We start from the raw sequence: 13,857 nt of genomic DNA on the forward strand, positions 1-13,857 counted from the left end.
CACTCCTGTTCTCGTGTCCTGCCGATGCGCGTGCGTGTCGTCAACCCCGGTCCCGCACCAGCGGCACCTTGCCCACGGCCGTCCGCTCGATCTCCGGCGACGCGTGGGGGACGAACTTGAGGTGGAACCGGTAGCCGGTCTTCTCGACCGACAGCGGGTTCGCCTCGCCCTGGTTGAACAGCGAAAGCGCGCGCGGCACCGCGTTGACGAACACGCTCTGCAGCCCGTACGGGCCGAGCGTGGTGTCCATCCGGTAGGTCAGGCCCGGTACGTCGTCCACCGAGGCGACCAGCGTGATCGTCCGCCCCTCGCGGTGGTTGACGAACTGCACCTCGTGCGCCACCTCGTCCAGGTCCACCGCGGTCGCCGTCCGCAGCTCCTCGCGCAGCGCGTCGTAGGCGCGGGCCGCCGAGTACTGGCTGTCGGCCAGGTGCAGGACGTCACCGGTGCGCCCGGCGAACTCGAACTGCTGGGTCTTCAGGCCGGGCCCGTCCAGGCGGGGCCGCCGGATCATCCGGTCGCCCAGCTTGAGGCGGAGCAGCGGCGCCTCGTGGGCGTGCAGCCGGGTGACGACCAGCTCGCCCTCCTCGCCCTCGCCGACCCAGCGCCCCCGCTCGTCCACGATCTCGACCAGGTGCAGGCCCGGCACGGACGCCAAGTACGGTGATTCGGCACGCAGTTGGAGCCCGATGGTCTCGGCCTGGGTCGCCGCGAAGTAGCTGAGGATCACCAGGTTCGGGTAGACCGCCTGGAGCTCGGCCCGCTTGCGCTGGGCCAGCACCCCGCTGCCGTACAGGGCGACCCGGAAGCTGTCCCGGGCCTCACGGCTCATGCCCGCGCCCAGCTCGCTGAGGATCGCGATGCCCGCGGTGATGCCCATCAGCGCCTTGGGCCCCGGGTAGGAGAACATGTGCTCAAGGACCCCGGCGGTGACCGGACCCGCCCCGATGTAGTTGACGCCCGGCACGTTCTGCAGGACACCGCCCACCATGGTGCCGCTGCTCCACATCTGGTAGTCGGCCAGCGTGGTGTACAGCCACTTGGGGTCGGCGCCCCGCAGGTATTCGCCGAGCTGATAGGTGCCCATGAAATGGCCGGCGATCTCGTACGTGTCCCGCAACTCGCGCAGGGAATACACGATTTCGAGCGGGCGTCCGCCGCTGGTGCCGCCGCTCGCCACTATTTCGAATCCGCCGTGGCCGAGCGGGACGACCATGCCGGGCCGGTCGCCCATGAAGAAGTCGCGCTGGGTGTCCTTGTCGGACAGCGGAATGCGCTGCCATTCCTCGAACGTCGCCGGAGCGCCGGTGACCCCGGCTTCGGTGAGCCGGTCCCGCCACAGCGGATTCAGCAGCGTCGTGTTGACCATTTGCTGAAGCCGGCGCAGCGTCAACGCGTCCTGGACGTCGTGCGCCATCTCGCTGTACGGGCTCTGGCAGACCCGTTCGCATTCGCGGATCTTGCTCGCGAACGAGGCGAGATGCGGCACGGCCGCCACGGAATCCGGTTTCACCTCCCAGTCCGGGATGAGCCAGCCCGCCAGCTCTCCGGCATCCCCGGGCGCCACCCGGGCCTGCGGCTCGTGCACTGAACTCATGGACGACCCCTTTTCGTCGGTGGTCCTTACCGGCTTTGCTGTGCCTGGCGGAGCAGGTCCTGGCCGACCCGCCGGATTTCGCCGAGCAGCATGCGGAAGTGCTCGGAGGTGACCTGATGGTTCATCATGACCACGCGCAGGGCGGCGACTTCACCCACGTTCACCTTGGAGATGAAGAAGTTGCCCTCGAATTTGATCCGGTTCCTGATCTCCACCTGGAAGTCGTGCACATCGGCCTCATGGAGCCCCGCGGGGCGATAGCGGAAGCACAGGATGTTGGCTTCGGGACGGTGCAGGGTCTCGAAGTCCGGCTCGCCTTCGAGTATCCGGTGGACGTCTCCCGTCAGGCGGCACAGATACTCGATCTTCTGGGCGAACAGGGCCCTTCCGTGGATGGCCCACAACGTCCAGAGCGGCATGATCATCGGGCGCTTGGTGCATTCGAAGTTCTTCTCGCCGCTGTCGAGCGCGGTATAGATGTCCGGCTCCTCGTCGAACACGTAACTCGCCTGCTGGCGGAACGCGCCGAGGCTGTTCTCCTTTTTCCGGTAGAACAGCAGCGTGCACGGCGCGGGCGTGAACATCATTTTGTGCGCGTCCCAGGTCAGGGAATCCACCTGCTCGACGCCCCGCAGCTTGTGCCGCAGTTCGTCCGACACCAGCAGGCTCGCGCCGTGCGCGCCGTCGACGTGCAGCCACAGGTCCCGCTCGCGGGCCAGACCCGCGAGTTCGTCCAGCGGGTCGAAGGCGCCGACCGGCGTGGTGCCCGCCGAGGCGACCAGGCAGAACACCTTCAGGCCGCGCCGCTCGGCCGCGTCCAAGACCGGGCGGGCCCGCTCCACACAGATCTGGTGCTGCTCGTTCAGCGGGAGCCGCACGATCTGGGCGTCGCCGATGCCCATCACCCCGGCCGCCCGCGCCACGCTGTAGTGGACGTCGTCGCCGACCGCGATGGCGGGCCTGAGCTGCCCCGGAAGACCCGACCCGCCCTGCGACCAGTATCCGGGGAAGGCCTTGTTGCGGGCCGAGAGCAGCGCGGTGAGGTTGGCGAGCGAGCCCCCGGAGGTGGTCACCATCGCGAAGCTGTCCGGGGCCCAGCCGATGAAGGCGTTCAGCTCCTCGGCCATGATCCGCTCGGCCACGTTGGGGAGTTGGGCGGCCTCGTAGAACGAGGACGGCTGGTTGACGACCGAGCTCACGAAGTCGATGACCCCGGACAGCGGCACGACACCCGAGAACTGGCGCCCCATGTATCCGGGCGAATGCACCTGGATCCCGGTCTTGATGTACAGGTCGACGATCGCGGCCAGCTTGTTCTCGTCGAACGCCGCGATCTGTTCGCTTTCCGTGGTCATCAGGGCCCTGGCCGCGTCGATGAGGATCGCGGGGTCGGTCAGGTCGAGCCCCCTGATCGAGAGGTCGGCCAGGTGTTTCTCCAGCTTGGCGACGACCGTCTCGGACTGTTCACGGAAAAGCTGGGCGTCGAACGCCTCCAGTAATAAGCCACTTTCGAGCGTTCCTGTCGCTTGAGGCGGCGAGGCAGCGGCCCCCGCCTGGGCGGAGAACGGCTCCGTGCCGTCGTGCCGCACACCGAAAGGGTTCTCCGACCGGTATTCCGTCAACGGGATCTCCTCTGAAGAATGTGGCGCGTCCGGGCATGGCGGTGTCCAGAGGCTGCCGAGGCAATCGGGAAAGGTCCGGGGAAAGGGCCCGGCACACCTGGTCGAGGCGCGATGGTGGCCCTGGGCGCGGAACGGCCAGCAGGGTTGACGCGGGCCCGCGTCCGCCATGGCACGCAGGGAGGGAAGAAAAGATCGGCGCAACCGCGGGAAGGAATTAATCCGGGCCGCTCCCGCACGGGGCGGCACGTGTCAACGAAATGGCCGCCGACATCCCGGCGAATTTCTCATGAACGCTTACGGAGCCGGAAGTTCACTCACTCGTCATGCTCGCAGGCCAGGGCCGCCCTCGTCAGGGTTCCGTGGAATGTGGCCCCGCCCGCATCTGTTCGTCGTGAGCGGGCTCGTAGTGAAGAGACGCGCAGCGAAGAGACGCGTGGTGAAGAGGCCGGCACGGCCCGATGTCCCCGTTCTGTGATACCTGTCAGTACGGCGGTCATGAACTCCGCGCCACAGTCCGGCGCACCGTGCGACGCCCGCATCCATACCGTTCCGTTTCACCCGCACCATCGGCGTTCCGCCCCCTCTTGCTCCCCGAAGGCGAAGAACTCCACGGCCATGGTGCCGAGCCCCCATTCGGCCAAGCACGCGGCGGCCCGCCGCGCGCTTGCTTTCGATCATGGCCAGCGCTTCGCAGGAACAACAGTAGGGGCTCACATTCGGTAGCCGAACCGTTCCGGAGAGTCTGTCCGAAAAGAAACAAGAGGCCCCCTGCCGACCGGCACCCTTTTCGGACAGCGCGCTTTCCACAATGCGCGGGCGGGCGCCACGGGCAACAGGCGATTCATCCGCTGGCATAGACCAGGGGCAGATCCTTTCTGCCATGGAGCACGGCCGCCGACCCGCCACCGCTGCGGCCGGTAAGCGCCAACCGGGCCGTGCGGGCCCCACTCCCACCCGCCACCGGAACCCGTTAGTCCAACACGTCCCACTCCTTTGTCCATGGGCGCACCCGCCCCGCGCGGCACATCGTGACCCGCACCGGAAGCCGCCACGACAAGGAGCGAGCGTGAACGCCGAACAGCACGGGCCGAAGCGGAGGACAGTGGTCGCGGCCACCGCCCTGGCAGGCGCCGGAGCCGCCCTGGGCATCCCCTCGACGGCGCTCGCCGCAGCGCACCCGGCGGGGGAGACCGTACTGCGCTCCGCCGCACTCGACGTCCGCGTCGACACCGCGTTCCCGCGCGTCGTGACGTACACCGACCGCGCCACCGGCGCCGTGCTGCACGGCCAGGAGGACCCCGTCACCGACGTCCTCATCGACGGCGCCCCGCACACCCCCCAGGTGACCGCGCACCCCGGCCGGGACCGCATCGCCTACACGCTCGCCTTCGACGGCGGCACCGAGATCGCCGTGGAGATCCGGGTCACCGACCACCGCGTCGACTGGCGGGTCACCCGCATCGACGACACCGCCGCCCTGCGCGTCGGCACCCTCCAGATCCCCGGCCTCGCCCTGCTCTCCGTACGCAGCGACCAGCCGGGCGCCCAACTCCTCGCCGCCCAGCTCCAGTTGGACAAGGCCAAGAGCGGCGACACCCTCGTCACACCCACCGCCACCACCGCCCCGGACGCGCGCCCCACCGGCTGCGCCTACGCGGTCCTCGCCCACCACGCGCTCGGCGGCGCCATCGAGACCAACACCGTCTACGACAATCCCGCCACCACCCCCGGAGCCACCTGGGAGAACGGACGGCTGTGGCGCCAGACCGTCAAGAAGGACGGCTACGTCAAGGCCCAGCTCGTGCCGGGCCAGTGGACCCACCGCGCCGCGACCGCGCCGACCGGCGCCACCGAGCCCCTCCCGTACGCCACCGTCGTCGTCACCGGCGACCGGGGCGGCGACGGCGTCGTCGACTGGCAGGACGCCGCCATCGCGTTCCGCGACATCATGGTCACCCCGCTCGGCGCCGACGACCAGCACCTCCGCGTCGTCGCGCACATCCCCTTCAACTTCGCATCGCAGGCCACCAACCCGTTCCTGGCCACCCTCGACAACGTCAAACGGATCTCGCTCGCCACCGACGGACTGCGCCAGTACACCCTGCTCAAGGGCTACCAGTCGGAGGGCCACGACTCCGCCCACCCCGACTACGCGGGCAACTACAACCAGCGCGCGGGCGGCCTCACCGACCTCAACTCCCTGGTCCGGGAGGGCAAGAAGTGGAACAGCGACTTCGCCGTCCACGTCAACGCCACCGAGTCCTACCCCGTCGCCAACGCCTTCTCCGAGACCCTCGTCGACAAGAACAACCGGCAATGGGACTGGCTCGACCAGTCCTACCGCATCGACCAGCGCCGCGACCTCGTCTCCGGCGACGTCATCAAGCGCTTCGCAGACCTGCGCCGCGACACCGACCACGGACTCGACGCGATCTACCTCGACGTGTTCCGCGAATCCGGCTGGACCTCCGACCGCCTCCAGCGCGCCCTGCGCGACCAGGGCTGGCTCGTCGCCTCCGAATGGGGCCACGGCCTGGAACGCTCCTCCCTGTGGTCGCACTGGGCGAACGAGACGGACTACGGACCCGACACCTCGCGCGGCATCAACTCCCAGCTCATCCGCTTCGTCCGGCACCACCAGAAGGACGTCTTCGCCAACAAGTGGCCCACCCTGCTCGGCCACGCCCACATGGGCAACTTCGAGGGCTGGACCGGCAAGACCGACTGGACGACGTTCTACGACCTGATCTGGACGGAGTCCCTGCCCGCCAAATACCTCCAGGCCCACCCCATCGAGCGCTGGACCGACCACGAGGTCACCTTCGCCGGCCCCACCCGCACCTCGGTCTGTGACGCGACGGGCGCGCGCCGCATCACCACCGACGGCCGCCTCGTGTACGACGCCGGCACCTACCTCCTGCCGTGGGAACCCCGCAACGCCACCGACCCCGCGAAGCTGTACCACTACAACCCGCGCGGCGGGACGAGCAGTTGGCGCCTGCCGCGCGGCTGGACGGGCCTGCGCAAGGCGTTCCTGTACCGGCTGACCGACCAGGGCCGGGCGTACGTCGGGGACCTCCCGGTCTGGGCGGGCCAGGTCACCATCGCGGACGCGGTCGCGGGGCAGCCGTACGTGGTGTACCGGGAACGGGCGCGAGCCCAAGGGGACCCGTCCTGGGGCCAGTTCACCCCCGTCCACGACCCCGGGTTCAACTCCGGCACTCTTGAGGGCTGGCAGGTGACCGGCACGGCGAAGGTGGCCCGCAGCCCGCTCGGCGACTACGAACTCGTCCTGCCCGCAGGAGGCGCGGCCACGGCCGGCCAGCGCCTGGCCCGCCTCGCACCCGGCACCTACTCCGCGTCCGTCCAGGTCGAGGTCGGCGAGCAGCCGGGGCAGCGGCGCCGGGCCGCCCTCGACATCCGCACCGCCGACGGCGTCACCGCCACCAACTGGACCGACGCCTCCACCGCGGGCAACTACGTGGCCGCCGACCGCAAGCACGACACCCGCTTCCAGCGCATGTCCGTCCCCTTCACGGTCCCGGCAGGCGGCGGCCCGGTCACCCTGACGCTCCGCGCCGACGAGGGGCCGGCACGGATCCGCTTCGACAACGTACGAGTGGTACGGGTCGAGGTGACGGTACGGCCGGGCACACTCGCCCACGAGGACTTCGAGAACGTCCCGTCCGGCTGGGGCGTCTTCGTGAAGGGCGACGCGGGCGGCTCCACCGACCCGCGCACCCACATCGCCCAACGCCACGCCCCGTTCACCCGGCGCGGCTGGAACGGCAAATCGATCGACGACGTGGTCGACGGCACCCAGTCCCTGAAATCGCGGGGCGAGAACGAGGGGCTGGTCTACCGCACGGTGGACCACACGGTCCGCTTCCTGCCGGGGCGCCGGTACCGGGTGTCCTTCCGGTACGAGAACGAGAAGGCGGGGCAGTACGCGTGGGTCACGGGGGTGGACGATCCGGCGCCGCGCGAGCTGACCAGGGTCGCGCTTCCGGCGGCCCCGGAACCCGCCCTGTTCACCTACGAGTTCACCGCGCCGGCGGTGGGGGTGGCCTGGGTGGGCCTGCGGAAGGTGGGGGACGACGGGGTGGCGGAGGTGGCACTGGACACGTTCGAGACGAGGGAGCTCTAGCCCTACCCCGCCCCTTCCCGCTGTGACGGTGGTCGCTGCTGGGGCTCCGCCCCAGACCCCGTTCTCGCCTGAAGGGCGCTCGTCCTCAATCTCCCCCAAGGCCTTAAGGGCCAGGGGGGACCCCCATGACGGGCTGAAGATGGCGGTGCTGGTCAGGGGCGATGCTGTTAGGGGTGCGGGGCTGTGACATTGTGCGGCTCCGCCGCGCGGGCGCGACTGGTGGTGCTGGGTGCCCTACAGGGGCGCGGGGAACTGCGCGACCAGCCACGCATGGTCCGCAGTCGAAGGTGCCAGGGTCTGCCGCCCGGTCGGGCCGGGTGTGCCCGCATCACATGCGGCTAGGGGCGCGGGGAACTGCGCGACCAGCCACGCATGGTCCGCAGACTGAAGGGCGTCGGGGTTCGGGGCGCAGGCCCGAGGGGGGCCCGCACCGCACCCGGCCAGGGGTGCGGCGGGCTGCGCGAGCAGGCACCCACGGCCCGCGGCCGGCAGCGTGCCGGGCCCCGCCGCCCAAGCCGCGCGCACCCTGCAAGTGATCAGGCATTCGCGGGAGCATGGCCGCATGAGCGACAACCACAGCACCGAGACGCACCCCCACAGCCACCAGGAGAGCTTCTCTCCCTGGCCGCCCAGTGGGGCCGATCTCCCGGACTACCCCGTGACGCGGCGCCCCGCCCACACACCGTCGTGGGCCCACCCCGACTCGGCCGTCCCACCCCCGGAGGGTCTAGGGAAGGGGCGGGGTGGGGGATGAACCCAGCGTGACCGCCTCACCCGCGCTGTCCAGCTCAAGCACCCACACCTCGTTCGACCCCGCCCGCAGCACCGGCCCCGGCACGTACAGGCCCCGCTGCGGCCCCACCCCCCAGTACCGCCCCAGGCAGAACCCGTTCACCCACGCGAACCCCCGCCCCCAGTAAGGGAGTTGAAGCCAGGCGCAGGACGCGGCCGTCCCCGGCGGCAGGTCGAGGCCGCCCCGGTACAGGCCCGGAGCACCGGACGCCGCCGGCGTACGGAAGGGCACCTTCCGCACCCCCTCCGGCGAGGCGAACGCGTCCAGGCGGAGCCCCCGCGCCCGCACCCCGTGCAGATACTGCCGCTCATGCAGCACCCCACCGGTGATCCCCTTCGGTTCCCCGCTGCGCGGCCCGTAGTTGACCCGGCCGAGCGACTCCACCCACAGCTCGACCTCCGCGCCCCCCGGGACCGGATCCGGCAGCGTCGCGTCCTCGGTGTCCAGGACCCCGGCCCGCACCCCGTCGACGTACACCGTCGCCACATCGCGCAGCCCGAGCACGCCGAGCGGATACGGCTGCCGAGGCCCGGGCACGTCGAGGCGGTAGCGGACGAGACCCCGGTCCACGTCCAGCTCCTCGAACGTCGGCGGGACCGAGGACTCGCTCTCCTCCCCGCCCAGCACGTCCAGGACGTCCGACAGGGGCGCCCACTCGCCGACATCAGCCGTGAAAGCCCCCGTCAACTCGACCGGTTCCGGCGGGAGTTCGGGCAGCGGGCCGTCCTGGTACCCCGCAAGGACCTCACGGAAGCGCCAGAACTTTTCCGTCGGCCGGCCCGCCTCGTCGATCGGCGCGTCGTAGTCGTACGACGTCGCCGTCGGCTCCAGCGCGCCCACGTGCAGGTCACCCGCCCGGTTCGCGCCAGACCAGCCCGCGAAGTTGGTGCCGCCGTGCGCCATGTAGATGTTGACCGACGCCCCGCACTCCAGGATCTCCCGCAGGGTCGCCGCCGCGTCCACCGCGTCCCGCACCACATGGTCCGCGCCCCAGTGGTCGAACCAGCCGCACCAGAACTCCATGCACATCAACGGCCCCAAGGGCTGGTGGCGGCGCAGGACCGCGAAACCCTCGCGGGCGTCGCTGCCGAAGTTCGCCGTGGCCAGGACGCCCGGCAGGGAGCCGCCGGTCAGCATGTGGTCCTCCGGGCCGTCCGAGGTGAACAGCGGCACGGTGATGCCGCACTCGTGCAGCAGGTCGGCGAGGTGACGCAGATAGCCCCGGTCGCTGCCGTAACTGCCGTACTCGTTCTCCACCTGCACCATGAGCACCGGCCCGCCCCGGTCGAGCCGGCGCTCGGCGACCTGGGGGAGCAGCCTGCGGAACCAGCGGTTCACATGGACCAGGTACTCCGCGTCGTCCGTCCGCACCCGGCGTCCGAGCCGGCCCGTCAGCCAGTGCGGAAGCCCCCCGTTCTCCCACTCGGCACAGATGTAGGGCCCGGGACGGACGATCGCCCACAGGCCGGCCTCGTGCGCCGCGTCCAGGAAGCGGCCCAGCGCCCCCACATCCTCGTACCGGCCCAGGAACGGCTCGTGCAGGTTCCACGGCACGTACGTCTCGACGCAGTTCAGACCCATCGCCCGCAGCATCGCGAGCCGGTGCCCCCACTGCGCCTCGTGCACCCGGAAATAGTGCAGCGCACCCGACAGGAGCCGCACCGGCCGCCCGTCGAGCAGAAAGTCCTCGTCCCCCACGGTGAAGTCGCCCACCGGCCCGCCCATCTCTCTCGATCACTGTGCCGGGCCACTCTCGCCCCTGGCGCGGCGGGGGTCCATGGACAAAGATCGGCGCTGATTGGACGCAAGGGGGACCCGGGAGGAAGCGGAAACCGGTATGTATCACACCTGGATGCGGTATTTCACCCCGAGTCCGGCCCACCACCGGCTCGGCCTGGTCTGCCTCGGGGTGGGACTCCAGCACGGCACGCTGCCCACCGTCGGGCCCCGCACCCTCGACCACCACGTCGCCGTCGTCATCGGCGCGGGCGGCGGCTGGTTCCGCGGCCCCGACGGCCGCAGGATCCCCGTCACCGCGCCCGCCCTGATCTGGCTCACCCCCGGCGTGCCCCACCACTACGGGCCCGACCCCGCCACCGGCTGGGACGAATCCTTCGTCGACTTCACCGGGCCCGCCGCCGCCACCTACACCGAACTCGGCTACATCGAACCCGACCGGCCCGTCGTACCGCTCAGCGACACCGTGGGCGCCCGCGCCGCCGTCGCCCGCATCGCCAGGGCCGCCCGCCGCGGCAACCCGCTCCTGGAGGTCGAGACCGCGGCCGCCGTCCACGAACTGCTCGTCGCGCTGCGCCGCGCCCGCGCCGACGTCGCCCCCGACGGCGACCCCGTCCTCGACGCCCTGGCCCGCGACGCCTTCCAGCCCCTGTCGGTGGCCGAACACGCCTCCCGGCACGGCATGACCCCCGCCGAACTGCGCACCGCCGTACGCCGGGCCGCCGGCTGCAGCCCCAAGGACTACCTCCTCGGCATCCGCCTCGGCCGCGCCAAAGAACTCCTCGCCGCAACAGAACTGCCGGTCGCGGCCGTCGCCCGCCGCGTCGGCTACGACGACCCCGCCTACTTCTCCCGCCTGTTCACCCGCCGCGTCGGCATCGCACCCGTACGCTTCCGCGAACAGCAGAGCCGGTCCGTGCCCGGCGGCTGGAGCCGGCAGATCCCGGATCCTGAACACCCGCCCACGATCGCGGGCCACGCCACGTAAGCTCGATGACCATGACCACGATCGACGCCTCCGTGCAGGCAGAGCTGTCCCGGCTCCGCGACAGCATCGACAACATCGACGCGGCTGTCGTGCACATGCTGGCCGAGCGCTTCAAATGCACCCAGCAGGTGGGCCACCTCAAGGCCGAACACAAGCTCCCCCCGGCCGACCCCTCGCGCGAAGCCGAACAGATCGCCCGGCTGCGCAGCCTCGCCGAGAACGCCAAACTCGACCCGGCCTTCGCCGAGAAGCTCCTGGGCTTCATCATCGCCGAGGTCATCAGGCACCACGAGACCATCGCCAAGTCGGCCTGACCGCCGCGGCCCGGCTCGCCACCCGCACCACGCCAGAGCCCGCGCCCGAACCCCGCGGACCGGACGCCGGCTCCGGCACCGCGCGAGCCCCGCCGCCCCTGTGCTCACCCGTCCCCTTCGGGCAGCATGGGCCCCATGTCCGTACTGACGCGCGACGAAGCGCAGACCCGAGCCCAGTTCCTCGACGTACAGCGCTACCGCATCGAACTCGACCTGACCACCGGCGGCGAGGACACCTTCACGTCCCGCACCGTCATCCACTTCACCGCACGCACCGCCGGGGACACCTTCGTCGAGGTCAAGCCCGCCGTGCTGCGCTCGGTCACCCTCGACGGGCAGCCCCTGGACCCCGAGGCCCTCGCCGGGAACCGCCTCGCCCTGACCCACCTCACCGCGGGCCCCCACGAACTGCACGTCGACGCCGTCATGAACTACTCGCACACCGGCGAAGGACTGCACCGCTTCACCGACCCCGCCGACGGCGAGACCTACACCTACACCCAGCTGTTCATGGAAGACGTCCAGCGCGTCTTCGCCGCCTTCGACCAGCCCGACCTCAAAGCCGCCTTCGACCTCACCGTCAAGGCCCCCGACGGCTGGAAAGTCCTCGCCAACAGCATCACCGAACAGCAGGACGACGGCCGCTGGAAAGCCGCCACCACCCCCCTCATCTCCACCTACCTCGTCGCCCTCGCCGCCGGCCCCTGGCACTCGGTGACCACCGAACACGCAGGGCTCCCCTTCGGCCTGCACTGCCGCCGCTCCCTCGCCCCCCACCTCGACGCCGACGCCGACGAACTCTTCGAGATCACCCGGCAGTGCTACGACCGCTACCACGAGAAGTTCGACGAGCCCTACCCCTTCGACTCCTACGACCAGGCCTTCGTCCCCGAATTCAACGCGGGCGCCATGGAGAACCCCGGACTCGTCACCTTCCGCGACGAGTTCGTCTACCGCTCCGCCGTCACCGACACCGAACGCCAGACCCGCGCCATGGTCGTCGCCCACGAAATGGCCCACATGTGGTTCGGCGACCTCGTCACCCTCCAATGGTGGGACGACATCTGGCTGAACGAGTCCTTCGCCGAATACATGGGCTACCAGACCCTCAACGAAGTGACCCACGGGGGGTCTGGGGGGTGTCCCCCCAGGTGGAGGGGCACGGACACGTGGGTCGACTTCGGCATCGTCCGCAAGGCCTGGGGCTACGACGCCGACCAACGGCCCACCACCCACCCCGTCGCCCCCGCACCCGAAGCCGTCCCCGACACCGCCTCCGCGATGCTCAACTTCGACGGCATCTCCTACGCCAAGGGCGCCTCGGCGCTGCGCCAACTCGTCGCCTGGCTCGGCGAGAAGGACTTCCTCGCCGGCATCAACACCCACTTCAACCGGCACAAGTTCGCCAACGCCACCCTCGCCGACTTCATCGACTCCCTCGCCTCCGCCACCGACCGCGACGTCCACGCCTGGGCCCGGCAATGGCTCGGCACCACCGGAGTCGACACCCTCACCCCCACCGTCACCGAAGCCGACGGCAACTGGCACCTCACCGTCACCCAGCACGGCGAGCGCCCCCACCGCCTCACCGTCGGCGCCTACGACCGCGACCTGAACGACGGCCGCCACCTCGTCCTGCGCGAACGCTTCGACATCGACGTACCCCAAGGCGAAGCCACCACCGCACGCCCCGGCCGGCGCCCCGCCCTCCTCGTCCTCAACGACCAGGACCTCACCTACGCCAAGGTCCGCCTCGACGAAACGTCCACCGAAACCGCACTGCGCTCCCTGTCCGGCGTACCCGACGCACTCACCCGCGCCGTCCTGTGGAACACCCTGCGCGACATGGTCCGCGACGGCGAACTCGAACCCGCCGCCTACCTGGAGACCGCCCGCGCCCACCTCGCCGACGAAGCCGACCTCGCCGTCGTCCAGGGCGTCCTCACCTTCGCCTCCCACATCACCGACCGCTACCTGCCCGCCGGCGAACGCCCCACCGCCCTCGCCCTCCTCACCGACCTCACCCGCGCCCTCATGCGCCGCACCGAGGACGGCAGCAACCCCGGCCTGCGCCTCACCGCCGTACGCCACTTCATCGACGCCGCAGCCCAACCCGACACCATCCGCGGCTGGCTCGACGAAGGCAGCGTCCCCGGCGGCCCCGAACTCGACCCCGAACTGTGCTGGCGCATCCTCACCCGCCTCGCCGTCCTCGGCGCCACCGACGAGCAGGAAATCGCGGCCGCCCTCACCGCCGACCCCAGCGCCACCGGCGAAGAAGGCGCCGCCCGCTGCCGCGCCGCCCTGCCCACCCCCGCCGCCAAAGAAGCCGCCTGGACCGCCATGTTCCAGAGCGACACCCTGTCCAACTACCTGTTCACCGCCACCGCCCAAGGCTTCTGGCAACCCGAACAGGCCGACATCCTCCAGCCGTACGTCGCCCGCTACTACCAGGACGCCGTCCCCCTCGCCAACCGCCGAGGCCCCGCCATCGCCGAAGCCGCCGGCCGCTACGCCTTCCCCATGCCCGTCGTCGACGCGGACGCCGTCCACCTCGGCGAAACCTGCCTCGACCAGGCCGACCTCCTGCCCGCCCTGCGCCGCAAACTCGCCGACCAGGTCGACGACCTGCGCCGCGCCCTGACCGTACGCGGCTGAA

At 70.6% G+C, this 13,857-nt stretch carries 7 protein-coding genes; 4 read left to right on the forward strand and 3 right to left on the reverse strand.

Annotation, left to right across the window (positions count from 1 at the left end; all coding sequences use genetic code 11):
* Positions 1 to 40: 40 nt before the first annotated feature.
* Both OHA17_RS29595 and OHA17_RS29600 read right to left on the reverse strand, forming a co-directional pair.
* Positions 41 to 1,597 (reverse strand): hypothetical protein, encoded by a 1,557-nt coding sequence (locus OHA17_RS29595; RefSeq protein WP_406509080.1) that lies wholly within the window; start codon positions 1,595 to 1,597, stop codon positions 41 to 43.
* Positions 1,598 to 1,623: 26 nt separating this feature from the next.
* A complete protein-coding gene (locus tag OHA17_RS29600; RefSeq protein ID WP_406509081.1) occupies positions 1,624 to 3,219 on the reverse strand; it encodes a pyridoxal phosphate-dependent decarboxylase family protein in 1,596 nt (531 codons plus the stop codon).
* 1,066 nt (positions 3,220 to 4,285) lie between these two features.
* On the opposite strand from OHA17_RS29600, the gene OHA17_RS29605 reads away from it, so the two are divergent.
* A complete protein-coding gene (locus tag OHA17_RS29605) occupies positions 4,286 to 7,366 on the forward strand; it encodes an endo-alpha-N-acetylgalactosaminidase family protein (protein ID WP_406509082.1) in 3,081 nt (1,026 codons plus the stop codon).
* A gap of 727 nt (positions 7,367 to 8,093) precedes the next feature.
* Here the strand turns inward: OHA17_RS29605 and OHA17_RS29610 are convergent.
* Entirely contained in the window at positions 8,094 to 9,872 is a 1,779-nt protein-coding gene (locus OHA17_RS29610; protein ID WP_406510841.1) for a glycoside hydrolase family 35 protein, read from the reverse strand.
* Positions 9,873 to 9,996: 124 nt separating this feature from the next.
* Here OHA17_RS29610 and OHA17_RS29615 point away from each other — a divergent pair, with 124 nt between their 5' ends.
* From OHA17_RS29615 to pepN, 3 genes are all read left to right on the forward strand, one after another.
* Positions 9,997 to 10,884: a helix-turn-helix domain-containing protein gene (locus OHA17_RS29615; RefSeq protein WP_406509083.1), complete on the forward strand. Its 888-nt coding sequence runs from the start codon at positions 9,997 to 9,999 to the stop codon at positions 10,882 to 10,884.
* Between the two features lie 5 nt (positions 10,885 to 10,889).
* Positions 10,890 to 11,198 (forward strand): chorismate mutase, encoded by a 309-nt coding sequence (locus OHA17_RS29620; RefSeq protein WP_406509084.1) that lies wholly within the window; start codon positions 10,890 to 10,892, stop codon positions 11,196 to 11,198.
* A 135-nt stretch (positions 11,199 to 11,333) separates the two neighbouring features.
* Entirely contained in the window at positions 11,334 to 13,856 is a 2,523-nt protein-coding gene (gene pepN, locus OHA17_RS29625) for an aminopeptidase N (RefSeq protein WP_406509085.1), read from the forward strand.
* Position 13,857 lies beyond the last annotated feature (1 nt).

The organism is Streptomyces sp. NBC_00212 (assembly GCF_045206365.1).
GTDB lineage: Bacteria > Actinomycetota > Actinomycetes > Streptomycetales > Streptomycetaceae > Streptomyces.